At 60.2% G+C, this 24,958-nt stretch carries 21 protein-coding genes; 10 read left to right on the forward strand and 11 right to left on the reverse strand.

Annotated elements, in window-relative coordinates; translation table 11 throughout:
• Positions 1-58: 58 nt before the first annotated feature.
• Together RHM68_RS10810 and RHM68_RS10815 are read right to left on the reverse strand one after the other, a co-directional pair.
• Positions 59-697: a hypothetical protein gene (locus RHM68_RS10810; protein ID WP_322222764.1), complete on the reverse strand. Its 639-nt coding sequence runs from the start codon at positions 695-697 to the stop codon at positions 59-61.
• Between the two features lie 239 nt (positions 698-936).
• The gene (locus RHM68_RS10815) at positions 937-1,518 is read right to left on the reverse strand and encodes a chorismate mutase (protein ID WP_322222767.1); all 582 of its coding nucleotides are present in this window, start codon (positions 1,516-1,518) and stop codon (positions 937-939) included.
• Between the two features lie 254 nt (positions 1,519-1,772).
• On the opposite strand from RHM68_RS10815, the gene RHM68_RS10820 reads away from it, so the two are divergent.
• The gene (locus RHM68_RS10820; RefSeq protein WP_322222769.1) at positions 1,773-3,125 is read left to right on the forward strand and encodes an MATE family efflux transporter; all 1,353 of its coding nucleotides are present in this window, start codon (positions 1,773-1,775) and stop codon (positions 3,123-3,125) included.
• Positions 3,126-3,133: 8 nt separating this feature from the next.
• Here RHM68_RS10820 and RHM68_RS10825 read toward each other — a convergent pair whose 3' ends face one another.
• A complete protein-coding gene (locus tag RHM68_RS10825) occupies positions 3,134-3,730 on the reverse strand; it encodes a 4'-phosphopantetheinyl transferase family protein (RefSeq protein ID WP_322222771.1) in 597 nt (198 codons plus the stop codon).
• Positions 3,727-7,767: a Pls/PosA family non-ribosomal peptide synthetase gene (locus RHM68_RS10830; RefSeq protein ID WP_322222773.1), complete on the reverse strand. Its 4,041-nt coding sequence runs from the start codon at positions 7,765-7,767 to the stop codon at positions 3,727-3,729. Before RHM68_RS10830 ends, RHM68_RS10825 begins: the two co-directional genes overlap by 4 nt.
• A 394-nt stretch (positions 7,768-8,161) precedes the next feature.
• Between RHM68_RS10830 and RHM68_RS10835 the strand changes: the two genes are divergently transcribed.
• Positions 8,162-8,731 carry a YceI family protein gene (locus RHM68_RS10835; RefSeq protein ID WP_322222775.1) on the forward strand — a complete coding sequence of 190 codons (570 nt, stop codon included), beginning with the start codon at positions 8,162-8,164 and terminating at the stop codon, positions 8,729-8,731.
• Positions 8,732-8,886: 155 nt separating this feature from the next.
• Positions 8,887-9,609, forward strand: a complete 723-nt coding sequence (locus RHM68_RS10840) for a GNAT family N-acetyltransferase (RefSeq protein ID WP_322222777.1) — start codon at positions 8,887-8,889, stop codon at positions 9,607-9,609.
• A 17-nt stretch (positions 9,610-9,626) separates the two neighbouring features.
• Here RHM68_RS10840 and RHM68_RS10845 read toward each other — a convergent pair whose 3' ends face one another.
• Entirely contained in the window at positions 9,627-10,568 is a 942-nt protein-coding gene (locus tag RHM68_RS10845; RefSeq protein WP_322222780.1) for a class I SAM-dependent methyltransferase, read from the reverse strand.
• Positions 10,569-10,732: 164 nt separating this feature from the next.
• Between RHM68_RS10845 and RHM68_RS10850 the strand changes: the two genes are divergently transcribed.
• From RHM68_RS10850 to RHM68_RS10880, 7 genes are all read left to right on the forward strand, one after another.
• Positions 10,733-11,371: a cytochrome b/b6 domain-containing protein gene (locus RHM68_RS10850; protein WP_322222783.1), complete on the forward strand. Its 639-nt coding sequence runs from the start codon at positions 10,733-10,735 to the stop codon at positions 11,369-11,371.
• Positions 11,368-12,147, forward strand: coding sequence for a molybdopterin-dependent oxidoreductase (locus RHM68_RS10855; RefSeq protein ID WP_322222785.1), 780 nt, complete (start codon positions 11,368-11,370; stop codon positions 12,145-12,147). The genes RHM68_RS10850 and RHM68_RS10855 overlap by 4 nt, the downstream gene beginning before the upstream one ends.
• A gap of 72 nt (positions 12,148-12,219) precedes the next feature.
• Positions 12,220-12,501 carry a pentapeptide MXKDX repeat protein gene (locus RHM68_RS10860; RefSeq protein WP_322222787.1) on the forward strand — a complete coding sequence of 94 codons (282 nt, stop codon included), beginning with the start codon at positions 12,220-12,222 and terminating at the stop codon, positions 12,499-12,501.
• A 273-nt stretch (positions 12,502-12,774) separates the two neighbouring features.
• The gene (gene fae, locus RHM68_RS10865; RefSeq protein ID WP_054615233.1) at positions 12,775-13,287 is read left to right on the forward strand and encodes a formaldehyde-activating enzyme; all 513 of its coding nucleotides are present in this window, start codon (positions 12,775-12,777) and stop codon (positions 13,285-13,287) included.
• Between the two features lie 10 nt (positions 13,288-13,297).
• Entirely contained in the window at positions 13,298-14,332 is a 1,035-nt protein-coding gene (locus RHM68_RS10870; RefSeq protein WP_322222792.1) for an aldo/keto reductase, read from the forward strand.
• Complete coding sequence (locus RHM68_RS10875) at positions 14,329-15,762, forward strand: NAD-dependent succinate-semialdehyde dehydrogenase (protein WP_322222794.1); 1,434 nt, start codon at positions 14,329-14,331, stop codon at positions 15,760-15,762. Before RHM68_RS10870 ends, RHM68_RS10875 begins: the two co-directional genes overlap by 4 nt.
• Before the next feature lie 142 nt (positions 15,763-15,904).
• Positions 15,905-17,269, forward strand: coding sequence for an MFS transporter (locus RHM68_RS10880; protein WP_322222796.1), 1,365 nt, complete (start codon positions 15,905-15,907; stop codon positions 17,267-17,269).
• 35 nt (positions 17,270-17,304) lie between these two features.
• On the opposite strand, the gene RHM68_RS10885 is transcribed toward RHM68_RS10880, so the two are convergent.
• The 6 genes from RHM68_RS10885 to RHM68_RS10910 form a co-directional block, all read right to left on the reverse strand.
• On the reverse strand, positions 17,305-18,180 hold the full coding sequence (locus RHM68_RS10885) for a LysR substrate-binding domain-containing protein (protein ID WP_322222798.1): 876 nt from the start codon (positions 18,178-18,180) through the stop codon (positions 17,305-17,307).
• Positions 18,181-18,404: 224 nt separating this feature from the next.
• Complete coding sequence (locus tag RHM68_RS10890) at positions 18,405-19,553, reverse strand: hypothetical protein (RefSeq protein ID WP_322223761.1); 1,149 nt, start codon at positions 19,551-19,553, stop codon at positions 18,405-18,407.
• Positions 19,554-19,680: 127 nt separating this feature from the next.
• Complete coding sequence (locus RHM68_RS10895) at positions 19,681-21,339, reverse strand: ABC transporter ATP-binding protein (protein WP_322222800.1); 1,659 nt, start codon at positions 21,337-21,339, stop codon at positions 19,681-19,683.
• A 2-nt stretch (positions 21,340-21,341) separates the two neighbouring features.
• The gene (locus RHM68_RS10900) at positions 21,342-22,178 is read right to left on the reverse strand and encodes an ABC transporter permease (RefSeq protein WP_322222802.1); all 837 of its coding nucleotides are present in this window, start codon (positions 22,176-22,178) and stop codon (positions 21,342-21,344) included.
• Entirely contained in the window at positions 22,175-23,128 is a 954-nt protein-coding gene (locus RHM68_RS10905; RefSeq protein WP_322222805.1) for an ABC transporter permease, read from the reverse strand. Before RHM68_RS10905 ends, RHM68_RS10900 begins: the two co-directional genes overlap by 4 nt.
• 75 nt (positions 23,129-23,203) lie before the next feature.
• The gene (locus RHM68_RS10910) at positions 23,204-24,838 is read right to left on the reverse strand and encodes an ABC transporter substrate-binding protein (RefSeq protein WP_322222807.1); all 1,635 of its coding nucleotides are present in this window, start codon (positions 24,836-24,838) and stop codon (positions 23,204-23,206) included.
• Positions 24,839-24,958: the final 120 nt, after the last annotated feature.

Genomic DNA, 24,958 nt, shown 5'->3' on the forward strand with positions numbered 1-24,958 from the left:
CAGTATGCCCAGACGTGCATCGGCGTTAGTCAGTGGTACTTCGGCGCGAGGCCATCATTTATTTCGTTCGAGAGGCGGCGATGGCATCGATCAGTACCGGCTGCGCGCCGGCAGCGCGAAGCTTCTCAAGTGTGATTACCACGGGCACCGCACAGGCCTGATTCACCTGGGACAAGTCGTACTGCACGGCGAGGCCTCCGATTTTTGAATCGAGCCATACCATCATCGTCGGCGGGCCATCGCTGCCGATGTTTTGCACGGCCTCTTTGCAGGCGGCTCGATCTTCTTGCGAGCCCTCTCCCGAGTCGTATCCTGCGAGAAACAGCTCATACAGGGCGTTAGACGAAAGGGTGACCATCCTGGTGTCGTCGATGCCCTTGGACAGTTCGACTTTTCCCGTCAGGGACGCCGGTAACAGGTGCGTCCAGTCCACCGGTTTACCCGTGCGCAAATCGTAAACAATGGACATGGTTGCGGTCGAAGGGTGAGCGCCGCCGCAGAAGGCAACGTCTGTGATCACCACACTCACAAAGCCCGGACCCTGCATGGGCGTATCGACCGTGCGGGTCCAGCTCGCCTCACTCGCGTTTTCGCTCTTGCACACGTTCAGCGCTTTTTTGATATGGCTGTTCAGCTTTAGCAACGCCGAGTTGATTCGTCGCTCAGCGTCATCCTTCGGATCAGCAATCAAAGGCATCGCCGCCACATCTTTTTGGATGGCAGGCCCAGGCTTGAACCTCACAACGCCTTCACCGGCAACCGCATTTGTCATCAACAATGAATACACTGCTGAAACCAGTAGCGCTCGGTATGCAAGGTTCATGAGATCCGCCCACGTGTTGGTATCTGACGAGCCACTATCGTCCGAATTACGCTAAACACATAGTTTTGATTGTGCTTTACAGCCCCTTCAGCGGCACTGGCCGGCCTCCTGGTTCAGATGTGACCCGATGGTAAGACGCACAACTCGCCGGTGGCCCGGATCAGCGCCAGTTGATGCAACTGATCCTGGGTCAGCCCGACACGTGCCTTGGCCAGCCAGCTCGAACAGTTCGGGTCTTTACGATAGGGCGAGAAATCAGCGTACTGCTGCAACAGACGGCTTTGCAGTTCATCCAGCTGCGGTCGAATTTGCTTGGCCAGGTCGGGGCGTGGCGTATCAGGTGCTTTTCCCATCGCTTGCCACTGCGCCAGCAATCCGTATTGCACCAACTTGTTAGCCTCCATTTGCGCCGCCATCAACTGCGCGACATCGTCTGCGTCGAGTTGGCGCTCAACCGCCAATTGCCGGGCATTGGCGATCACCTGCGCTTCTCGCGCACTGTCCTGAATCGGCTTGCCACTGTCCCATTTGGTTAGCGCCACCCGATCACCGATGTTCAGGCGCTCATTCAGCGTCACCAGCAGCGTTTGCAACGCGTCGGGTGTTGGTGCCGGCTGACCGGCGCAGGCACTGCCGATCAGTAGGCTGAGCACAGAGCCGGTCAGAAGTTGCGAAAGACGTGGGAAATGGGACATAGGCAAAACCTCATGCGTGGTAAACGTCGCGCCTGAGTAAACCATTGTTTGGGCCACGCGACAAAGCAGGTGCTTGCTGGGTTCAGGTACAGCATGAGAAATGGCCTTGCACTTAGCGTTGCATGGAGATCTGCTCCACCTTAGGGTGTTCATTGTCTGTGCCACTCAAACCGGCAAAGCACGAGCGCACTGTTTGAAGATTCGGTAGCGTAGAATCCGCGAAGCCCAGGCCACTCTCCCGAGACGGAATCTCAATGCCAACCGCCACCCACCCCCTCTGGAAAACCTACCTCCTCTTTCTTGCCCCGATGGTCTTGTCGAATTTTTTGCAGTCCATGTCTGGCACGATCAACAGTATTTACATCGGCCAAATGCTTGGCACCCAGGCGTTGGCGGCTGTGTCCGGCATGTTCCCCATCGTCTTTTTCTTTATCGCTTTGGTCATCGGTCTTGGCGCGGGCGCCGGGGTACTGATCGGCCAGGCCTGGGGGGCTCGCGAGCGGCACACAGTGAAGGCCATCGCTGCGACGACGTTGCTGTTGGGCGCGATGGTCGGACTATCGGCGGCGGTGCTCGGCAGTGTGTTTGCCAGGCCTGCATTGCAAGGTTTGGGGACGCCGGTGGATGTGTTGGACGATGCGGTGGCGTATGCGCACGTGATGATGTGGATCATGCCGTCACTGTTGGTGTATGTGCTGTTCACGCAGTTGTTGCGCGGGGTGAGTGACACGGTCTCTCCGTTGATTGCGTTGCTGGTGTCAACGTGTGTGGGGTTGGCGCTGACGCCGGCATTGATTCGCGGGTGGTTGGGGTTGCCGTCGCTGGGGATTCAGAGCGCTGCGTATGCGGGGCTGGTCGGCAATTTGTCGGCGATGGCGTGGCTGGCGTGGCGGTTGATTCGCCAGCGGCATCCCTTGGCGCCGGATCGAGAGATGTTTGCGGCGATGCGGCTGGACCTGAGTATTCTTGGCAAAGTGTTGCGCATCGGTTTGCCGACTGGGTTGCAGATGGTGGTGTTGTCGGCGTCGGAGTTGGTGATTCTGGCGCTGGTCAATCAGCACGGTTCTCAAGCGACGGCGGCGTATGGCGCGGTGACGCAGATCGTCAATTATGTGCAGTTTCCGGCGCTGTCCATTGCGATCACGGCATCGATCCTTGGCGCGCAGGCGATTGGGGCCGGGCAGCTTGAACGGATCACGCCGATTTTGCGCACGGGGCTGTTGATCAACGTGTGTTTGACCGGTGGCCTGGTGCTGTTGGGGTATGTGTTGTCGCACTGGTTGTTGGGGCTGTTCCTGACCGAACCCGAGACGCGGGCGATGGCGGAGCATCTGTTGCATATCATGCTCTGGAGCCTGCTGGTGTTTGGTTTTCAGGCGATTATCGGCGGCATCATGCGGGCCAGCGGCACGGTATTGATGCCGATGGTGATTTCGATTGTGTGCGTGGTCGGGGTGCAATTACCGGTCGCGTACTGGCTGGATGGACAATTCGGGTTGCAAGGGGTGTGGATGGCGTTTCCGGTGGCGTATCTGGGGATGCTGGCGTTGCAGACGGTCTATTACCAGCGGGTTTGGCGGCATCAGAAAATCGAGCGGTTAGTGTAGCCCTGGCCTTACGGCAAGGCCAGGGCGCCGACCATCGGGTAAGGCAGGTTCAGCTCAAACGTCGGGCATGTCAGTGGCGGTATTGCGGCCCATTCAGCGAGGGCCAGACCGTGGCATTTCAGGCGGGCTTCCTGCCGACACCAGGCGTTGGCGAAGGCCCGTGGACGCTCGGCGTCGGGCGTCACCCGCAGGTGTTCGGTTACGTCGGGGCCGAGGTAATCCTGCGCCACGGATTGCCAGTTCGGCACCTCCTGCACCTGCATCAGATCGACGCCGACGGGCCCTTGCAAATTGACCGCCGCCAAGGACAGCCGGTCTTCGTGGCTGATTGACAGACCCGGTTCCGGCAGGCCTCGGATCAGCAACCGCGGCGGGTGTCCGGCGTGACTGACGAAAGTGATCGCGTCACTGGGCAGTCCGAGCATGAGGGCCATGGCATCGCAGATGTTTGCCCGAATGCGCTCTCGGGCGTCGGCGCGGTGCGTACCCAGAGGGTGCTCGGTACTGATCAGCAACACACCGTTGTGCAACCGGGGCGGCATGCCGGGGTAAGGATCGACCGCCCAGACCTGCCTGTTCAGCGCGGCGCTCACCGGGTTGCTCACGCCCGTCCAGGAGCCGCCGGGCAACCGGCCCAGCGGCTGGCAGCGGGAATGTGTTCACCTTTCATCACCAGGGTCAGGGGCCCGAGGTGCGCATCCTTGCCGACCTCGGCGCTGTACAGCACGCAACTGCGTGGGCCCATGTAGACCCGTTCGCCGAGGGTAACGTGGTCGATTTTCATCACCCGATCTTCGAACAGGTGGGTTTGCGGGCAGGCGCCGGCATTCAGTTCGCTGTCCGCGCCGATGGTTACGCAGTCGAATTCAGTGATGTCGGTGGTGTCCATGTACACCCCACGGCCAATCTTGCAGCCCAGCAGATTGAACGCGTGCGGTAACCAGGGCGTACCGCGCAGGTAGCGCATGAAGTTGGGCACGGCCATGCCTTCGTAGAGACTGGTGATGCCCTCCGACAGCCAGACGAAAGGTGTCCACATCGGGTCGGCGCGCTTGCGGTAGCGGCCCATGACCAGCCATTTCAAGGCCACCACGAACAGAAAGTTGCCCACGCCATAGGCCATGCCGATCAGTGCCAGGTAACCCAGCACCGCGCCCCAGCGTTCTTCGCCGGCCAAGGGCATCAAGTCGAGCATCACTGTGTAGCCGACGGCGATCACCGCTGCGTGCGGGGTGACAATGCGCACGCCTTCGATCAGGCCTCGGGCCAGACGTCGCAAAGGGGAGGGGTGGAAGGTCAGCGATTCGGGGTAACCACTGACCTGTTCACGGGCCGGCAGGTTGATCGGCGGCGAGCCGAGCCAGGTATCGCCATCGGCCAGTTCGCTGTTACGCGGTGCGCTGGAGTGAACGCCGATCAGCACGTTTTCTGGCAACACCGTGCCATCGGGAATGTAGCTGCCGTTGCCGACAAAACTGCGGTTGGAGATGACGGTCGGGCGCATGCTCATCCAGCCGCCATCGATGTGTTCATCGCCCAGCATCACGGCATCGGCGATGAAGGTTTCGTCGCCCAGGGTGAGCATGTCCGGGATCACCCCTTGGGCGCTGGAGATCTCGGCGTCGCGTCCGACTTTGGCACCCAATAGTCGATACCAGAAGGGCGCATACACGGTGGCATAAATGCCGGACAACACGTTCAAGCTTGCCTCTTGAATGTGGCTGACCAGCCATTTGGCGCAGTAGGTGTTGCTGTGGACCGGGTAGCGCCCCGGTTTGAGCCGTGGCAAGGCGATCCAGCGCAAGGCGGAGGACGCCAGGGCAGTGGCCACAATCAGTACGGCGCTGGCAGGAAACGCCAAGACAAAGTAGCGCGCCAATTGCAGGGCCACATTGTCGTCTTGCAGCCACGGCAGGACGTTTTGCTCGTCGAACCAGTCGATCAAGATAAAGGTAGGAAAGACCGGGATAAAAAACAGTGTGGCGATCAGCAAGATGCCGAACACGAAGAATAACCTCTCGGCCCGTAAGCGACCCGCAGTCACTGCGGGCCGTGGCGGTAGGCTCTGGGTGTCGAACGTCCCGATGTCGCGGGCCGGTGACCCCTGCCAGATGCGTCCTGCCGGCACGCTATGGCCGTCCGCCAGCGCCGATTGACCTTCCAGATGACCGAAAGGGCCGACGGTGGTGTTGCCTTCCATAATTACGTAGGAGCCAACGCAGGCATTGTCTTGCAGAGTAATGCGCCCCAAGTGCAGTTGGCCGCGCTCGACACGTGCGTTCTCGAAGCTGACGCTGTTGCCGATGCTGACGCCGCTGCCGATTTCCAGCAAGTCGGGCGCACGCACTCCGGCCCCGCCGACAATTACCTGTTGTCCGACCTTGGCCCCCAGGGCGCGTAACCAAAGGAGGTAAAGCGAAGAGCCACTCAGCAGGTAAACCGGTGCTGACTCAACCATGCGGTCGGCAGTCCACCAGCGGAAATAGGTCATGCCCCACAACGGGTAAACCCCGGGCTTCAAACGCCCGGCAATCAGCCATTTGCCCGCCAGTGCGATGAAAAATTGCAGAACGGTGGCCAGCAAAAACACCGCCACCGAGGCGCCGGTCGCCAACGCAATCGAGTCGCCGGGTGAGCCGGTGAGGAAGTGATAGGTAAAGAACGGCGCGAGCCATTGCGTCATGCGCAAGCTGACCATCACTGGCAACGCCAGAGCTTGGGCCACGCCGCAGCGCCAACGGCGCCAAGCCGACGGCGGGGTCCATTGCACGGGGGCATCCGTCGCTTGCGGTGCCAGCTCCAGCACCGCAGCGATGGCGCCAATACGCCTTTGTTGATAGATGTCGCGCACGGTGATGTGGGCGAAGCGCGGGTCGGTGCGCAAGGCCGAGGCCAAGCGTGCGGCGAAAAAAGAGTGCCCGCCCAGGTCAGTGAAAAAATCGGCATCGCGACGAATTGGCTGGCCGGGGAACAGCGCCGCCAAGGCTGCGAACAGCACGGTTTCACCGGCATTTTGCGCGACGTCTGAGTGCAGATCAGCACCGCTGGTGTCAACGCTCAACGGACGGGCCTTAAGGGCTTTGCGGTCGATTTTGCCGGATGTCAGGCGCGGCATGCTGTCGAGCAGTTCGAAGCGCCCCGGCACCATATAGGGTGGCAGCTGTGCGCTCAGGGCCTTGCGCAGTTGGGCGGTAAAGCCCGATGGCGGGGACGTGTCGCACACCAGATAGGCGATCAACTGGTCGATGCCATCCTCGTTGCGCAGCAAGACGGCGACGGTGCCTACGCCAGGTTGCTGCGCCAGCAGCGCTTCAATCTCACCTAGCTCAACGCGGAAGCCGCGAATCTTTACTTGGTCGTCGGCGCGGCCCAGGCACTGCACCTGACCGTCATGGTCGATGCGTGCCAGATCGCCGGTACGGTACAGACGGGCGTCGTGATAGCCCGAGGCCCACGGGTTAGGCAGAAATTTTTCTTCGGTCAGGTCAGGGCGCCCCAGATAGCCCTCGGCCAGGCCGGGACCGATGATGCACAGTTCGCCGGTTTCGCCACGGGGCAACAGGGCCGGCGCGCGGCCGACGCCGACCTCGGCGTCATTGGCAATCACCAGCAAGCCGTAGTTGGGCAGTGGGGTGCCGATGGTCACCGGGCGCCCCGGCGCCAGGCGCGCCAGGCTCGCGGACACCGTCGCTTCAGTCGGGCCATAGGTATTGAAAATCTGCCGGCCTGGTTTTGCCCAACGCTCGACCAGCGACTCGGGGCACATTTCGCCCCCCAGATTGATCAGGCGCAGGCCCGCCACGTCCTCGCTGAACAAGGCCAGCAGGGTGGGCACGGCGTGCAGCACGGTGATCGCCTGTTCGTTGAGCAGGCGCGGCAGGATTTCCGGGTCGCCGCTGGCTTCCTTGGGCCCGATCCACAGCGTGGCGCCCACCAGGTAGGCGATCCAGATTTCCTCGAACGACATGTCGAAGGCCACCGAAAACCCCTGGTAAACGCGGTCGCTGGCACTGATGCCGAGGATCGCGTTCTCGCTGCGCAGAAAATGACAGATGCTGCGTTGGGAAATCAGGATGCCCTTAGGCTTGCCAGTCGAGCCTGAGGTGTAGATCACGTAGGCGGGGTGTTCGGGTAATGCACCGCATCGTCGCACCAGCGCAGCGTCCGTCGGCGCGAGTAATGCTTCGGCGGTCCACAGCGTCAGGCCGGTTTCGCTGAGCGCAGGCACCAGCGACTCGCAGCAAACCACCCCCGCGGCGTTGGCATCGTCCATACAAACGTGCAGGCGTTCAACCGGTGTGTCCTGGTCCAGCGGCAACCACGCGGCACCCGCCTTGGCGATACCGGCTTGCATCACCAGTAACTCGATCCCACGCGGTAACCACAGCCCGACAATGTGCCCCGGCTGGACCCCGGCCTGAATCAGCGCCGAAGCGACCTTGTCGGCCTGACGATTCAGTTCCCCATAACTCAGCTGGCGCTCGCCAAAGATTAAAGCCACCTGGTCCGGATTGCGCCGTGCGCTGGCTTCAAGCAGGTCGGCGAGCACTTCCTCGCGCAACAGCTCAGGTTGAATCGGACCGTACAGCACGTCCGACTGTTGCTCGGTCTGACTAGGCTCCAGCAGGGTCACGTTATTCATGGGGCAGTTATTCGCTGTGTTTAAGGGGAATGAACATGTGTCGTGATCAGCGCCTTGGCCTTGATGGCTTCTTGACGTGCGCTTTGTGGTTCTAATATTTCATCCTGTTTCATTTTCGATACATTCAGGGCCGAAATGTGCCGCTTGTTGGGGCGGCAAAACAGGGGGTTCAGATGAATATGTCAGAGGCTAGCTGTACGGCGGTTGAACGACCGATTGAAGTTTTGAAGGCCCAGAGACAGCGTCCAAGAGCGTTTTAGGCCTTCGACGCCAGGTAAATCGCGGGTTCGCAACCTCACAGTGGAACAAACAGCGGTTGTTTGCTTTAGTCACTGGATGGCGCGTCAATGTGTCTTGCTTTTCAACTCACGACGGCCGCCAACCGGAGAACCCCATGCATCCTCGAACCTGGTGTTTTGCCGCCTGGGCGCTCACGGTCCCGTTCACTGACTTGCCCAGTGCCGAGGCTGCCGAATACACACAGGTCAACGCGACCGCCAGTCAAATCAGCTTTACCTACAATCAAATGGGTTCCAGGGTGTATGGCACGTTCGGCAAGTTCGAGGGCTCCCTTGATTTCGACACCCGGCACCCCGAAGTCGCCCATGCCGCGCTGACCATCGATGTGTCCAGCATCGATGCTGGCAGCAGCGACGCGAACAGCGAATTACAAAAGCCTGCCTGGTTCGACACGGCCACCTGGCCGGTGGGGACGTTTGAGTCGAGCCGAGTACAAGCGCTGGGCGACAATCGCTACCTGATTACCGGCCAATTGACGCTCAAGGGCTTGACCCGCGAGGTTGATGTTCAGGTGGTGTTGAAGCCGCAAAGCGGTGTCGGGGTTTTTGATGGCCAGATCATTCTCAAGCGTGATGATTTCAAGATCGGCAGCGGGGAATGGGCTGATGGTGTGGTCTCTAATGAAATCGACATCAAGTTCCGGGTGGTGGCGCCGCAACGTTAGTGCCGTGGCTTAAGTTCTCAAGGGAAAATTTGTGGCTGGGCGCAAGCGTTCTCAGGCGTTCAAGGTGGCGCTGCACCAAAGCACGCTACAATGCGCCGGCCCGCGTCAGCCTCGTTACGTCCGGGCATGCCTTGTCCGCCGGAGTCAGCCACGCAATGCCCCAGATCAGTCACTTTAAAACCCCGTGCCCCGAGCACATCACTGGCCAGATTCTGCAACTGGTCGTCGATAACCTGACCGAGATCAGCGCGGTGGCGCTGCCGCCGAGCAACCTGCTGTACAACGTCTACCAGTACGCAATCGGTTATGAGGTTCATCTTTACCTGGAGGCGCTCGGCGGGGCGAAAGGCATTGCGGTGGAGTTAATTGTCGCCACGCAGATTGACGATCCCGAGAAGGTCATCGGCTTCTTGCTGTACCTGCCGATCAAGGATGATCCCGATGCGTGCGGTGTGATCTATATGGCGGTGGACGCCGGCCATCGGCGGCAGGGTGTTGCCCGGGCGATGGTGCGGGAAATGGTCGGGCGCTATCCGCACGCTGAACTGACATGTGCCGTGGCCAAGGTTACGTGTTTCGAGTCGATGGGGTTTCAAGTGCTGGGCGCGCGAGCAACTCAGGTGTTGATGAATACCCGTGATCAGAGCACTGGCGGTTTGATGGGCTTGCTGGACACGGCGCCGATCTACAGCTCGCTTGAGGTGCGGCAGATACATACCTACTTGCTGCAAAAACATGGCAAGCGGGCGATGGTTGATGCCGAAAAACAACGAGATCGGCACCTTGACCAGCTCACCCGCAAAGCCAACGAATGCGTGCGTCAGCGCTTGGGCGATGGCGCCTTGCCAACGGGCGCCGCTGGGCTGCGTTTAGTCTAAGCGTCGGCGAGGGCGACTCAGTCGCCTTGTTTGAACACCAGCGCCTTCAAGCCGGACTCGGCATCGACATCGGGAAATTCCGGCGGATTGTCCAGGCGCTCAACAAAGCGCAGGCTCGGCGCTTCGAGGGTGACGCCGTTGATAAGGAAGTCCGGGCCGAACGCCGGGTCGTTCATGCAGGCCAGCACCGTGCCGTCACCGGTGAGCAGCTCCGGCAGCCGGCGCAATACGCGCTGGTAATCCTTGGTCAGCAGAAAACTACCTTTCTGAAACGACGGCGGGTCGATGATGACCAGGTCGTAAGGCCCTTTGCCAATCACCTTGCCCCACGACTTGAACAGGTCGTGGCCGAGAAAACTGACGCGGCTCATGTCGTGGCCGTTGAGCCGATGATTGTCGCGGCCCCGGTTCAGGGCGGGGCTCGACATGTCCAGATTGACCACGTGCTCGGCGCCCCCTTCGAGGGCGGCTACCGAGAATCCGCAGGTGTAGGCAAACAGGTTCAACACGCGCTTGCCGTCGGCATTCGCCCGCACCCAGTTGCGGCCGTAGCGCATGTCGAGGAACAGGCCGGTGTTTTGTTTGCGCCCCAGGTCCACTCGATAACGCAGCCCGCCCTCGGTGATGGTCATCTCCTCGAGCGCATCCCCCAACAGCCATTCAGTGGTGCTTTGCAGCAGGTAGCGGTGTTGCAGCAATAGCGTGTGCGCACCTGACTGTTGCCATTCGGCGGACGCGACAGTGTCCATCAGCAGTTGCTTCAAGTCGTCCAGTTGTTGCGGGGCCGGCTCTTTGAACAACGACACCAGTACCACGCCCTGCAACCAGTCGACGGTCAATTGCTCAAGTCCAGGCCAGCAGCGGCCGCGGCCGTGAAACAGGCGTCGGGTTTCAGCCGGGGCCGTGGCAAGGGCTGCCAGCAAATGAGTGTGCAAGTTGCGCAGGGCGTCAGGGGTCATCAGGCGGAATCGACATTTTGGGGGGCGCGCATTTTAACCACAATTGGCGCGCGGGGCTTCTCGGTGGGACTAGAGTTATAACGATTAATTTAACTTTACGTGAGGATTTGGGGATCTGCGGGCTCTCATACTCGGCTCCAACGATCTTCCGCCAGGAGCCGATCATGTCTCAGCCTACTGCTTCACCCAGCGTAACCCTCCCACGCAGGGCCGGCAGCCATCCGCGCTGGTTACGGCTGACCCATTGGCTCAATGCCCTGGCGGTGTTGGTGATGGTGACCAGTGGGTGGCGAATCTACAACGCGTCGCCCCTCTACAGCTTCAGCTTTCCATCTTCCATCACCCTGGGCGGCTGGCTCGGTGGAGCACTGCAATGGCATTTTGCAGCGATGTGGTTCCTGGCCATCAATGGCTTGATTTACCTGATCATTAATATTGCCACTGGCCGCCTGTATCGACGTTTTTTGCCGGTGTCGCCCAAAGGCGTGTTGCATGACGTGTGGGCAGCGCTTCGGGGGCGGTTGGGTCACGCTGATCTGAGTCACTACAACCAGGTCCAGCGCCTTGCCTATCTGTTTGTCATGCTCGATATCACCCTGATGGTGCTGTCCGGGTTAGTGCTGTGGAAGTCCGTGCAGTTCCCGCTGCTGCGTACCCTGATGGGCGGTTACGAAGGGGCGCGGCAAGTCCACTTTGTCGGCATGTCGCTGCTGATGGCCTTCGTGGTGGTTCATCTGGTGATGGTGCTGTTGGTGCCGAAAACACTGTGGGCCATGATCGTCGGTCACAAGGAGCACGCATGAAAAAGCGCATCGAAGGGTTGGACGAGTCGTCGATCCTGGCAGACGCCAGAAAAGTGCTGGCCCCGCGAATCGAGGACCGCTCGCGACGCTCGTTCCTGCTGCGAGGCCTGACGTTGGGCGGGGTGGCCATGCTGTCGGGCTGCAACCTGAGTGACAACGACAGTGTTGAAACCGCGCTGTCGTCGATGTCCCGCTTCAACGACCGGGTGCAGGGCTGGCTGTTCAACCCCAATGCCATGGCGCCGACCTATCCGGAATCGATGATCACCCGGCCGTTTCCCTTTAATGCCTTTTACGGCATCGACGAGGCACCCACCGTCGAAGAAGCCAGTTATCGGCTGGAAGTGACGGGTATGGTCGCCGACAAACGCAGTTGGCCGCTTGAAGAGTTGCGGGCCATGGCCCAGACCGAGCAAATCACCCGGCACATTTGCGTCGAAGGCTGGAGCGCCATCGGTCGCTGGGGTGGCGTGCGCTTCAGCGACTTTCTCAAGCGTGTTGGCGCTGACACTGGCGCGAAGTACGTCGGCTTCAAATGCGCGGACGACTACTACACCAGCATCGATATGGCCACAGCCCTGCATGCACAAACCCTGCTGACGCTGACCTATGACGGCACTGTCCTGCCGCGTCAGTACGGCTTCCCGATGAAGCTGCGCATGCCGACCAAGCTTGGCTACAAGAATCCCAAACACATTCAAGCGATTTTCGTCACCAACACCTACCCCGGTGGCTACTGGGAAGACCAGGGCTACAACTGGTTCGGGGGCAGCTGACGAACGCCGAAAATTTTCACTGCGCAGTCCACGCTGTGCTCATCCGCAACCTGAGCTTCAAGGAGTCATACCATGAAAAAATTAGCCACCGCCGTACTCTCCATGTGCCTGGCCATGGGGGTCGCCAGCGTGTATGCCGCCGACACCACGAGCAACGACAGCATGAGCAAGGACTCGATGTCCAAAGACGCCATGTCCAAAGACACCATGAAAAAAGACACGATGAAAAAGGACTCCATGGCCAAGGACACCATGAAAAAAGACAGCATGTCCAAAGATGCGATGTCCAACGACACCATGAAGAAAGACACCATGTCCAAGGATGCGATGAAAAAACAAGCGCCGTCGTACTGATCCGCGCACCGTCATTTGGGGGCATGAGCTGAAGTCATGCCCCCATGACTTTTAATGGTTACAGCCCCGCCAACCCCCAGTGTTAAAACTTCGCAAACACAGCTCATCAACAACAAAAAGAGCGTTTGCAACCATGACTTATCCTCACTGCCACGTCCTCGCCAGCCCGCTGCTGCGCTCTTCGAATCCCGACTGTTGCCCCGCGATCTTCACGATTCGCGTGCGCTTCTGATCACCCAAAAAATCTAAAAAATCTAAAAAGAGTAACGACTCATGAAAGAACTCGACCTGTACATCGGTGAAGGTTTCGAAGGCCCAGGCGTGAACGCCGCGCACATCAACATTCTGATCGGCCCGCGCAATGGTCCCGCGGGGCAGGCGTTTGCCAACAGTCTGGCGTCGCCGAGCCAGGGTCATTGCCCGTTTATGGTGATCGCGCAGCCGAACATTCCAGTCAAGCCAATGACCCTTTACGTCAACAAAGCTGCGATCAGTAGCGACCTGCACGGCAACGCTACGTGGGGCGCGTCCCAGGCCGGTATTGCAAAGGCTGTGTTGGAAGCGTTGCTGGACGGCACCTTGCCGCCGGAAGCAGAAGACGAGTGGGCCATCGTCACCGCCAACTGGGTCAACCCGGCCTGCGATGACCTCGATGCGGTTTACCTGAACAACTACAACGCTTGCCGCACCGCGATCCGCGCCGCCCTGACCGGCAAACCGGAAACCGCGCAACTGGCGGATGTGGTCGATCACATCAGCAACCCTTTCTACACCCCAAAAGCCTGAGGTCTGCGCCATGCAATACATTCGTTTGGGCAACTCCGGCCTGCAAGTTTCCCGCCTGTGCCTGGGCACCATGAACATGGGCACCCCGGACTGGAAACCGTGGATTTTCGATGAGAAGAAGAGCGAACCAATCGTTGCGCATGCTTTGGACAACGGGGTGAATTTTATCGACCTGGCGGACTTCTATTCCGCTGGCGTCGGCGAGGAGGTGGTGGGGCGCATCGTCAAGCGGCTGGCCCGACGTGAAGACCTGGTGATCACCACCAAAGTCGGCTACGGCACCCGCAACGGCATCAATGCCAGCGGTCACTCGCGCAAGCACATCATGGACGGCATCGATGCATCACTTAAACGCCTGAACATGGATTACGTCGATGTGTTCATGCTGCATTACTTCGATGTGAACACCCCGGTTGAAGAAACCATGAGCGCCATGAACGACATCGTGCGTTCCGGCAAGGCCCGTTATATCGGCGTCTCGACCATGCTCACCGGGCAATTGGCAAAGATTCTCATGGCCTGCGAACGTAATGGCTGGGTCAAGCCGATCAACATGCAGCTGCAATTGAACTGTGCCTACCGCGAAGAAGAGCGCGAGATGATCCCGTTCTGCCGCGATCAGGGCCTCGGCGTTTCTGTGTTCAGTCCGTTGGCGCGGGGTTTGCTGACCGCAGACGTGCAATCGACCCGCAACCAGACCGATTTTTTCACCCAGCAGATGTACAGCGACGAAGCCTCACTCCAGATCGCCCATTCGGTACAACGCGTGGCCCGTGCCCGCGGCGTATCGAACGCGCAGATTGCACAAGCCTGGGTCGCCAATCATCCGGGCGTCGATTGCATGCTGGTGGGCGCCGACACCACTGCGCAGTTCGACAGTGCCCTGGCGGCACTGGAGACTCAGCTCGATGCTGAAGAACGGTATGAGCTGGAGCGCAATTACACGCCGTGCGACGTGATTAACGATTACACCGCCGGCAAACGTATTCTGCGTTCGGCTCGTCCGGGTCTGGAACGCTTCAATCTGACCGAGGCTGTGGCATGAGCGTATTGATCCGTAACGGCAATTTCATCGATGGCCAATGGTCCAGCGGTGGTCCGACTTATCCGGTGTTGAACCCGGCCAATGGCGAGCTGATTGCCGAGGTGCAAAAGTCGGGTGCCGAAGAAACCAACCTCGCCATCGCCGCCGCCAACCGGGCCTTACCGGCCTGGCGCAAGCTGACCGCCAAAGAACGTAGCCAGCGCCTCAAGCGTTGGAGCGAGCTAATGCTGAGTCACCAGAAGGACCTGGCTACTTTGCTCAGTCGCGAGCAGGGCAAGCCATTGGCCGAAGCCATGGGCGAAGTGGTTTACGCCGCGAGTTTCCTGGAGTGGTTCGCCGAAGAAGCCAAGCGCGCTTACGGCGATGTGATTCCGAGCCACAAGGCTGACGCCAGAATCATTGTGATCAAGGAGGCCATCGGCGTCGTGGCGGCGATCACTCCTTGGAACTTTCCGCTGGCGATGGTCACCCGCAAGGTCGGCCCGGCGCTGGCGGCAGGTTGCACCATGATCCTGAAACCGTCGGAGGAAACGCCGTTGTCAGCCTTCGCACTGGCGGTGCTGGCCGAGCAGGCGGGCATTCCGGCCGGCGTATTCAACGTGGTTTCCGGTGACGCGGTGGCGATTGGCGGGGCGCTGCAAGCCTCCGGCATCGTGCGCAAACTGTCGTTCACTGGCTCGACCCGCACCGGCAAGCTGCTGATGCGCCAAGCGGCGGATACGCTGAAAAAAGTCTCGCTGGAACTGGGCGGCAACGCGCCGTTCATTGTGTTCGACGACGCGGATCTGGACGCCGCCGTCAAAGGCGCCATGGCTTCGAAATTTCGCAACACCGGGCAGACGTGTGTCTGCGTCAACCGCTTCTTCATCCAGGATGGCGTCTACGAAGCTTTCACCGGCAAACTCGCCGAAGCGGTCGCGGCGATGCGCGTCGGCAGCGCGCTGGACGGTGAAACCGAGCAAGGTCCGCTGATCAACGCGGCCGCATTGGCCAAGGTTGAATTGCACGTCGGTGATGCCCTGGAGAAGGGCGCCACCCTGTTGTGCGGTGGTCGTCGGCATGCGCTGGGCGGCACGTTCTACGAACCGACCATTCTCACCGAGGCCAACAGCGACATGCTGATCGCCCAGGACGAAACCTTTGGCCCGGTCGCTGCGTGCTTTCGTTTCAAGGATGAAGCCGAAGTGCTGCAACGGGCCAACGACACGCCCTACGGCTTATCTGCTTATTTCTATAGCCGCGACATCGGTCGTGTCTGGCGCATGGCCGAAGGCCTGGAAGCCGGCATGGTCGGGATCAACGAAGGGATCATCTCCACCGAAGTCGCGCCGTTCGGCGGCATCAAGGAATCGGGCCTGGGACGTGAAGGCTCCAAGTACGGCCTGGAAGACTACCTGGAAATCAAATACTTGTTGATGGGCGGCCTTTAGGACTCCACACCCACCCGATGGGCGCTAGCCTGCTGGCGATAGAACGCCCACGCAGGCAACGCCTTCGCCAGCAGCCTCGCTCCCACAAGACCAAGAGCTATCGCTTTCATTTCTCCGTCAATAACAACAACTGGAGACGAACATGCCCGCTCAATCTATAAAAATCGATGACCTGCCCATTGGGCGCTTCCATCTTAAAATCGCCGGTCTGACCTTCGGCGCGCACTTTACCGACGGCTACATTCTCGGTTTGATTGGTATCGCCTTTACGCTGCTCAGTCCGCAGATGCACCTCGACGCTTTGTGGCAGGGGCTGATCGGTGCGTCGGCGCTGCTGGGGCTGTTTCTCGGTAGCCTGTTCTTTGGCTGGATATCGGACAAAGTTGGCCGGCAGAAAATATTTTTGGTCAGCTTTGTGCTGATCACCCTGGCCTCGGTCATGCAGTTCTACGTCGAAACGGCGATGCAATTGTTTCTTTGTCGGGTGCTGATCGGCATCGGCCTGGGCGGTGATTTCAGCGTCGGGCATGCGATGCTTGCCGAGTTTTCGCCAAAAAAACAGCGTGGCGTGTTACTCGGTTCATTCAGCGTGATCTGGACCTTTGGCTATGTCGCCGCGACCTTCGTCGGCACGGCGATGCTCAACCTGGGCGATGACGCCTGGCGCTGGATGTTGGCCTCGTCGGCGATTCCGGCCTTCTTGATTCTGATTGCGCGCATTGGCACGCCAGAGTCACCGCGCTGGCTGGTCAATCAGGGGCGTGTTGCCGAAGCGCGGGCGATTGTCAAAAAACACCTGGGCGATAACGTCGAGCTCGACGAGACCCGATCCAGCGAAACCCGCTCTGGCTATGCCGTGCTGTTCAGCCGGGAGTACCGCAAGCGCACGGCTTTCAATTGCCTGTTCTTCGTCTGCATCGTCATGCCGTACTTTGCGATCTACACCTTCCTGCCCTCCATCTTGCAGAAGATGGGCTTGGCTGAAGGCTTCGGCACCGAGTTGATGTTGAACCTGCTGCTGATCCTCGGTGCGTTGATCGGGATCGGATGCACGGTGAAATTTTCGCGTCGGGGCTTCTTGATTAACTCGTTTATTGTACTGGCGGTGGCGCTGTTTATCCTCGCGGTCCTGCCCGGCAGTGCGGCCTTTTTGATGGTATTGGTATTCGGCGTTTTCACCCTGGTGCTGTCGGCGGTGAGTAACCTGGTGGGCGTGTTTCCGGCCGAGAGCTTCCCGACCGAAGTGCGGGCCAGCGGGATTGGTCTTGCGACCGCTGTCAGTCGCTTGGGCTCAGCGGTCAGCACTTTTTTATTGCCAGTGAGTGTGGCCGGGATAGGGCTAAGCCCGACCATGGGCATACTGGCGGCCATTTTGGCGCTCGGTGCGATCATTTCATGGGCCTGGGCGCCCGAGACAAAATCCTTGACGCTGAGCCAGGCGTGCAAGGCGCAGAGTCCGGTGGAGAGCGGGGCGCCAGTCATGACAAAGGTCGCAGTCCCCCTCTAAAAACCACCCCGGCGCCCTCTGCGGATATCGGTGCTTCAGGGGTTACTGACCCACCCCAACCACTCGGTAAACAACCGCACTTTCGACAACCCCTGCTTGTCGTTTGCCACGTCCAGCCAGTAGCCATACGGCCCGATCACTTCCACCGGGGTGATCGGCAGTAGGCTGCCGTTGGCCAGTTCCCTCTCAATCATTTGCCGGTCGATCACGGCCAGGCCACCACCGGCCAGGGTTGTGTGGATCACTTGGTCGAGCGTGCTGAATTCCAGCCCTTGTCCGGCATCAACATCCTCACGGCCCATCGCCGCTAACCAGTTCTCCCAGACCTTCAAACGTTTGCCGTTGTGCAGGATATGCAGCAATGGATAGTGCCGCAGGTCCGGCGGCTGGCCATTGATGAACAGCTCCGGACTGGCTACGGCGATGTGCCGTTCCATCACCAGCAGTTCACTGCTGCAATGGCTGGCGGCGTCGAGACCGAAGCGGATGTGGCAGTCGGCCTCGGTGAGGCTGTCGTGGCCGGTCTGGTGGGTCACGCTGAGGCTGATGTCCGGGTAACGTTGGCAGAACACGCGCAAATGCGCCGATAGCCAGCGGGTGGCCCAGGTCGGTGGTGCGACGATCCTCAGGCGCTGGCGCAGGTTGGGCACACGCACCGCTTGCAGGGCACGTTCGATGTGATCGAACGCGTCACTCAGATGCGGGGAGAGGACGCCGCCGGTGTCGGTCAGCGCCAAGCCTTGAGGCGTGCGGATGAACAGGGCGACACCGAGGTAGTCTTCGAGCTGCTTGATCTGGCGGCTGACAGCACCTTGGGTGACGTTCAGACCCAGGGCCGCCTGGCTGAAACTGCGATGCCGCGCGACTTCTTCGAAGACTCGCAGCATGTTGAGCGAGGGCAGTTGACGCATGAAAGGATGACTCCATACCTGACGCCGACACTGGGAAGCGTGGGCAGGTTTATTGTTTTGGGTGACTATTTGTTCTGTAGGGCATATCTGACACCTCAGTGATGCGCTGAGGCAAGTGTTGTTTGGGCTGACGCCATCACGGGCAAGCCGCTCCCTCATGGGCGCGCGGCCTCATGTGGGCGCTTGCCCGCGATGGCGATCTCAAGAGCGCTTAAAGTGGCCGATTAGAAGTAATAACCGATGTTCATGTACAACTGATTCTCCCACTGGTTACTGCCCCCAGCCCCCAGACTCTGGGTGTAGCTGCTGCCGCCAATGTACGGGTCGTTTTTACCGAACAGCCACTCCGTGGCAACCCACAGTTTGCTCACCGAAAAAGAGGTGCCGAGGATCATCCGTTGCGAGGTCTTGAACGCGTCGGCGGATTTGTCGAAGGCGCTGTAGTTGGCGTACAGCTTCACGCCGCTGATCTGATCGAGCAGGTATTTGCCGCTGACGTCGTAACTCACGTCCGCGACGTACAGGTTGCCACGGCTGGCAACGTTGAACGTACCGTCGTAACCGCCGAGCGTCACCAGTTCATCACTGCCGGGGTTGCGCGGTGACATCTGCTGCCGCGCGGCTTGCAGTTGTATGCCCCACGGGCCGTTTTTGCCGATGTAATGCACGGCCACGGCATTGCGGCGGCCGTCGTTGTCGGTGTCTCGGTTCTCCAGGGTCGAGGTCAGGCCGGAGAGGCCGACTTCGGACTTCCAGGGCCCCAGGTCCATCGCCTTGGCCACGCGCAGCACCACGGTGTTGCGCTCTTGGTTGTTGCTGCCGTCGGCGACGTAACTGTCAGCTTTAGAGACGACGCTGGAGTAGGTGTCGCCGTTGCTGGTGCCCTTACCCTGCCATGCCGGACGCACGTAGTAACCGGCCTGGATGTTCCAGTCGCCGCTTTGTTGAATGTATTTGGCGCCGACTTGTTCCACGTCTTCCAGGCCCACGACGTTGCCCAGGGTTTCGTAGAAGGTGCTGCCAAAATACGGCTGTAAACCAAACGGCACTTGGTTCAGGCCGACTTGGATCTGTTGGTTGGGGTTGAACTTGTAGCCGACCCATGCCGATTCGGCGAACTGGATGTCACCGACATTGTTGGTGTACTTGTACGGGTAGGACCGCCCATAAAAGCGGTACTTGGCCGCGCCAATCCAGGTGTCGGAGTTGTACTTGGCCGTGAGGAACGCGGTGTCGAAGTTGAACGTCTGGATGTCCCGGTCTGGGTCATAGTCCCAGCGCGCCCGAACGGCACCGCCGAGGTCGAGGTTGTCGGTGACTTGAATCGCCATGGCCGGTGCCGCGAAGGCGCCGAGCACCGGAATCAGCGCCATGGAACGGATAGCTCGAGGTGTAGTTGTGCGCACAGTGATACTCCCGATTTTCTGATTTTTTTAATGTTGTTGGCAGCAGCAACCCATGCCGCTGCGAATGCAGCGGCATGGGGAAAGGGTTATGGGGTCAGTGGGCTTGAGGTCGAATCAGCCTAAGCGGCGGTGCGGCGGCGGGGGCATGCGGTATCGCCGACGCGCCCGGTGCCGCTGCCAGCAACGTCTGGGTGTAGGTGCTTTGCGGTCGCAGCAACACCTGTTCCGCCGTGCCGTATTCCACCACTTCGCCCTGGCGCATCACCGCGATGTAGTCGCTGATCTGCGCCGCGACTCGCAAGTCGTGGGTGATGAACAGAATGCTTAGGTTCAGTCGCTGTTGCAGCTCGGCCAGCAATTCCAGCACTTGCTTCTGTACCGAGACGTCCAGCGCCGAAACGCTTTCATCAGCGATCAGCACTTCGGGGCGCATCGCCAGGGCTCGGGCGATGCCGATACGCTGGCGCTGGCCACCGGAAAACTGCCGTGGCTTGCGCTTGAGGGCGTCACGTTTGAGCCCGACCTGTTCCAGCAAATCGCCGGCCTCGGTCCATGCATCCTTGGCCGATAACCCACGCAGTTGCGCGGCGCGGGCGATGATGTCCCCCACCCGGTGCCGAGGATTGAGCGAACCATAAGGGTCTTGGAAAATCATCTGGATCCGTCGCCGATTGGCCGCCAGCGCTGAGCCGCGCAAGGCCAGGAAGTCGGTGTCGCCGAGCCAGACGTGGCCACTGTCGCTTTCCACCAGCCGAATGGCGGCTTTGACCAACGTGCTTTTGCCCGAGCCGGACTCACCGACAATCGCCAGGGTCTTGCCCCGTGGCAGTTGCAGCGAGACATCCTTGAGCGCCGGCACCGAGCGACCACCGACGTTGTAAGTCTTGGTCAAGTGCTCGATGCGCAATGCCAGCTCACCGTCGGCGCAAGGCACGTGCAATTCCGGATGCAGCGCCGGCACCGCCGCGATCAGCTTGCGGGTGTACGGGTGCTTCGGCGCATTCAGGACTTGATCGCGCTCACCGATTTCCACCATCACACCGCCCTCCATGACGGCGATGCGGTCGGCGATTTCCGCCACCACGCCGAAGTCGTGAGTGATGAATAAAATGCCGTGCTGACCGCGACCGCGCAGGTCACGCACCAGTTTCAGCACCTGGGCCTGAGTGGTCACGTCCAGCGCCGTCGTCGGTTCATCGGCAATCAACAGGTCCGGGTTCATCGCCAGCGCCATGGCAATCACCACCCGTTGGCATTGGCCGCCGGAGAGTTGATGGGCGAAGCTGTTGGCGATCCGGGGCGGATCAGGCAATTGAGTGGAGTCGAGCAAGGCGAGCATACGTTCGCGGCGCTCGGCGGCAGGCATCGTTGGCGCGTGAATATCGAAGATTTCTTCGACTTGCTGACCGATGCGAATCGCCGGGTTCAGCGCCGCCATCGGCTCCTGGAAAATCATCGCGATGCGGTTGCCGCGCAACTGCCGTAAGGTTTTTTCGTCCATACGGCAGATGTCGTTGCCGAGGAAGTCGATCACCCCGTCGCTGTGGCGCAGGCCTTTGGCGTAGTCGCCCATGATCGCTGCCGAGAGCACTGATTTACCGGAACCTGACTCGCCGATAACGCAGAGGATTTCACCCTTGCGCACGTCGAAGCTGATGCCTTTGACGGCGTGGCTGCGGTCGGCGCCGGCGGGCAGTTCGATGGAGAGGTTCTCCACGCGCAGCACTTGTTGCAGGTTTTGATGGGGGCTCATGCTCAACTCCTTGTGCCTTTCTGGGCGTGTTCGTCCAGACCGTCTGCGAGCAGGCTCAGGCCCAGCATCAGGGTGGAGATGGCAATGCACGGGAAGATCACCAGGTGCGGGAACGCGATAGCCATGCTGCGACCTTCGTTGATCATGCCGCCCCAGTCCGGGGTCGGTGGTGGCAGGCCGAGGCCGAGGAAACCGAGGGCGCCGATCATGATCGCGGTGTAGCCGATGCGCAGGCAGAAATCGACGATCAGCGGACCGCCGCAGTTGGGCAGAATTTCCACCAGCATGATTCGCAGCGACCCTTCGCCCTGGGTAATGGCGCTGAGCACGTAGTCTCGGGAGCGAATGTCGATGGTGAGTGCGCGCATGATCCGGAAGATCGCCGGGGCGCTGGTGAAAGTCACCGCAATCAGAATGTTCAGCGCCGAGGCGCCGAGGGCAATGATGATCACGATGTACAACACCAGTACCGGGAACGACAGCACCGTATCGGCGACGTAGGACAGCAGCGCATCAACCCAACCGTTGAAATAACCGGCACACAAACCCATGGCGATGCCCACGGCGAACGCGGTCAGCGTCGCCAGGATCGACCAGAACAGCACCGTCCGGGTGCCCCAGATCAGCCGCGAAAGAATGTCGCGGCCGATCATGTCGGTGCCGAGCAGGAAATGCATGCCGTCGCTGTCCGGCGTCATGGGTGTCAGCAGCGGGGTGAAGCTTTGCAGTGGATCGTGCGGCGCCAGCCACGGCGCGAACAGTGCCATCGCTGCCCAACCGCCGACCAGCAGCAAACCGAGCAACGCCAACGGATGTTTGAACGCTCTGAGGAAATTCATTGGCCACCTCCGCCGAGACTGCGCAAAGTGATACGCGGGTTGAGCCAGGTGTAGGCCAGGTCCGAGAAAATTTTGGTGGCCCCCACCACCACGCCGCTGATCATCGCGCAGGCTTCGATCAGGTAGACGTCATGGTTCAGCGACGCGGTGTACAACAGTGAGCCGAAGCCTTTGTAGGCGAAGAACACCTCGACCACGATCACGTTCGACAGCAACCACGGGATGTACAACATGATCACGGTGATCGGCGCGATCAGTACGTTGCGCAGCGCATGGCGCAGCACAATGCGTGTGGTTGACGCGCCTTTGAGGCGCGCGGTGCGGATGTACGGGGCCTGCATCACTTCGACCATCGATGCCCGGGTGATCCGCGCCAGGTAACCGACACCGAACAGGCACAGCACCATCAGCGGCAGGGCCAGTTCCACCGGGTTGAAACCGTCGCTCATGCTGCTCACGCCCGGCAGCCAGTTGAGCCAGAACACGAAAATTGCCGAGACAAACACCGCACTGGCGAAGTCCGGAATCGAGGTGGTGACGATCGACAGAAACGACACCAGTCGATCCACCAGCGAGCCCTGGCGAATCCCCGCCAGAATGCCGAGTGTCAGGGCCACCGGCACCATCACCAACAGGGCCAGCCCGGCGAGGATCAGGGTTTGCCCCAGGTTCGGCAGGAGTAAGTCGATCACCGGCTCACGAAAATGCACCGAGGTGCCCCAGTCGCCGCTGATAAAATCTTTCAGCCACACCAAGTAGCGCCAGACGAAGGGTTGGTTGTAACCGTGTTCCACCAGCCACGCGGCGCGCTGGTCGGCGGCGGAGTAGGGGCCGAGGACGTTGATCGCGACGTCCTCTATGTTCAGCTCCAGGGCCAGAAATACGATCACTGACACCGATAACAGGGTTGCCGCCAGCGCCAATAATTTGCGCAACAGAAATTCAGCCATGCTTGCACGCTCCGGCTTATCAAGGGATGTCGGCCCGCCGCACCGTGGTGGGCGAGCTCGTTCTGGGCGCTTGAATCAGGCGCTCAACCAGACTTCATCCATTGGGTAGAAGTCTGAGGGGTGAACCTTGAACCCCTGGACTTTCTTGCTCGCTGCGGTGAACTTGTCGCCCCAGAACGGCTGCACCATGACGCAAGCATCCTGCAAAATCCGTTCGACGCTTTCCATGGCCACCGCCCTTTGCTTCGGGTCGATGATGCCCATGGCCGTGTCCAGCGCGGCGTCGAACGCCGGGTCGCTGTAGTGGCTCTCGTTCCAGGCGGCACCGCTGCGATACGCCAGTTCCAGCGACATCACGCCCAATGGGCGATGGGCCCAATACGTCAGGCTGAACGCCGCTTTGTCCCAAATTGGCCAATACTGGGTAGCCGGGATCACTTTGAGGTTGATGCGGATACCCGCTTCGGCGCAGTTCTGTTGCAGGATCTGCGCGCAATCCTGCTCATAGCGACCCTGGGTGTTGCCAACGATCAGGTCGATATCGATGCCGTTCGGATGACCCGCTTCAGCGAGGAGTTTCTTCGCCCCGGCCACGTCACGAGCACGTTTGGGCAGCGGGAAGTATTCCGGGTGCGACGGGGCGACGTGGTGGTCTTCGCCCAGGGTGCCCATGCCGCGATAGGCGATCTTGAGCATTTGTGCATTGTCGGCGCACAGCACCACCGCTTTGCGAATGCGCAGGTCGTCGAACGGTTTCTGGTCGCAGGCCATGCGCATGACGATGGTTTGTGCCGATTTGCAGGTCAGCAATTGTGCCCCCGGCAAACGCTTGGCCAGGTCGAGTTCAGCCACGGTCACTCGGTATAGCACGTCCACTTGCCCGGCTTGCAACGCCGCGAGGTGGGTGGAAATGTCGGTGCCCATATCGACGTAACGCAGTTCGTCGAGGTTGGCCGGTTTACGCCAGTAATCGGCACGCTTGGCGAAGGTCGCCTGTTTGTTCACGGCGAACGAGACCAGTTTGAACGGCCCGGTGCCGAGCGGATTTTTTGCCCAGTCGTCACCGGCCTTGAAGCTGCGGTGAACGATGGCACACGTGAAAGCGTTGAGCATTTCCGGGATTGCCAGCATCGGGCGCTTGAGCACCAGGCGGAACTGGAAGTCGCCGACTTTTTCGAAGGCGGTGATGTCCTGGAACGCGGTGCGGTTGACCGACTTTGAATCTGCGGCAATCCAGCGCTGGATATTGTGCTCGACGTCTTCGACGTTGAAGGTGTCGCCGTTGCTCCACTTTACGTCTTGACGCAGGTTGAAGGTCCAGGTCTTGAGGTCTTCGGACGGTGTCCAGCTCTCGGCCAGGTAAGGGTGGGTGATGTTGTCGGCGTCAACCCAGGTCAGGAACTCCAGGGAGTTGCGCAGCAGGTTCGAGGCTTCGATCCAGGTGATCAGCATCGGGTCCTGAATTTCCTGGATGGCGCAAGCGAATCGCAGGCTGCCACCCTGGCGAGGCGCGATGGCCTCAACCGCTTGGGCTGAATTGCCGAGCAGGGCGGAACCGAGAAACGTGCTGGCGCTGGCGACAGTAACGCCCAGCAGCGCGGCGGTACGCAGAAATTGCCTGCGGTTGATCTCGCCGCTTTTGACTTGGGTACACAGTTCATTTACGGCTGGATGGGGCAGGGAGCCGTCCAGGGTCATTAGCGCTTTCATAAGCCTCTCCGGTACTTGCAAATATGCGTTTTTCGACTGGCCGCAAGGGGGGCGAGCGGCAGGCGCGGTCGGTTTTCGATGAACCGAAACTGTCAGAGGCAGGCGCCGCGAAGGCGCAGG

Source organism: Pseudomonas sp. DC1.2, from assembly GCF_034351645.1.
GTDB lineage: Bacteria > Pseudomonadota > Gammaproteobacteria > Pseudomonadales > Pseudomonadaceae > Aquipseudomonas.

Bases quoted from the DNA above. Each gene is read 5' to 3' on its own strand.
- RHM68_RS10810 (WP_322222764.1), bottom strand. From the start codon at position 697: ATGCCTTTGATTGCTGATCCGAAGGATGACGCTGAGCGACGAATCAAC.
- RHM68_RS10815 (WP_322222767.1), bottom strand. From the start codon at position 1,518: ATGTCCCATTTCCCACGTCTTTCGCAACTTCTGACCGGCTCTGTGCTC.
- RHM68_RS10820 (WP_322222769.1), top strand. From the start codon at position 1,773: ATGCCAACCGCCACCCACCCCCTCTGGAAAACCTACCTCCTCTTTCTT.
- RHM68_RS10830 (WP_322222773.1), bottom strand. From the start codon at position 7,767: ATGAATAACGTGACCCTGCTGGAGCCTAGTCAGACCGAGCAACAGTCG.
- RHM68_RS10835 (WP_322222775.1), top strand. From the start codon at position 8,162: ATGCATCCTCGAACCTGGTGTTTTGCCGCCTGGGCGCTCACGGTCCCG.
- RHM68_RS10840 (WP_322222777.1), top strand. From the start codon at position 8,887: ATGCCCCAGATCAGTCACTTTAAAACCCCGTGCCCCGAGCACATCACT.
- RHM68_RS10845 (WP_322222780.1), bottom strand. From the start codon at position 10,568: ATGACCCCTGACGCCCTGCGCAACTTGCACACTCATTTGCTGGCAGCC.
- RHM68_RS10850 (WP_322222783.1), top strand. From the start codon at position 10,733: ATGTCTCAGCCTACTGCTTCACCCAGCGTAACCCTCCCACGCAGGGCC.
- RHM68_RS10855 (WP_322222785.1), top strand. From the start codon at position 11,368: ATGAAAAAGCGCATCGAAGGGTTGGACGAGTCGTCGATCCTGGCAGAC.
- RHM68_RS10860 (WP_322222787.1), top strand. From the start codon at position 12,220: ATGAAAAAATTAGCCACCGCCGTACTCTCCATGTGCCTGGCCATGGGG.
- fae (WP_054615233.1), top strand. From the start codon at position 12,775: ATGAAAGAACTCGACCTGTACATCGGTGAAGGTTTCGAAGGCCCAGGC.
- RHM68_RS10870 (WP_322222792.1), top strand. From the start codon at position 13,298: ATGCAATACATTCGTTTGGGCAACTCCGGCCTGCAAGTTTCCCGCCTG.
- RHM68_RS10875 (WP_322222794.1), top strand. From the start codon at position 14,329: ATGAGCGTATTGATCCGTAACGGCAATTTCATCGATGGCCAATGGTCC.
- RHM68_RS10880 (WP_322222796.1), top strand. From the start codon at position 15,905: ATGCCCGCTCAATCTATAAAAATCGATGACCTGCCCATTGGGCGCTTC.
- RHM68_RS10885 (WP_322222798.1), bottom strand. From the start codon at position 18,180: ATGCGTCAACTGCCCTCGCTCAACATGCTGCGAGTCTTCGAAGAAGTC.
- RHM68_RS10890 (WP_322223761.1), bottom strand. From the start codon at position 19,553: ATGGCGCTGATTCCGGTGCTCGGCGCCTTCGCGGCACCGGCCATGGCG.
- RHM68_RS10895 (WP_322222800.1), bottom strand. From the start codon at position 21,339: ATGAGCCCCCATCAAAACCTGCAACAAGTGCTGCGCGTGGAGAACCTC.
- RHM68_RS10900 (WP_322222802.1), bottom strand. From the start codon at position 22,178: ATGAATTTCCTCAGAGCGTTCAAACATCCGTTGGCGTTGCTCGGTTTG.
- RHM68_RS10905 (WP_322222805.1), bottom strand. From the start codon at position 23,128: ATGGCTGAATTTCTGTTGCGCAAATTATTGGCGCTGGCGGCAACCCTG.
- RHM68_RS10910 (WP_322222807.1), bottom strand. From the start codon at position 24,838: ATGAAAGCGCTAATGACCCTGGACGGCTCCCTGCCCCATCCAGCCGTA.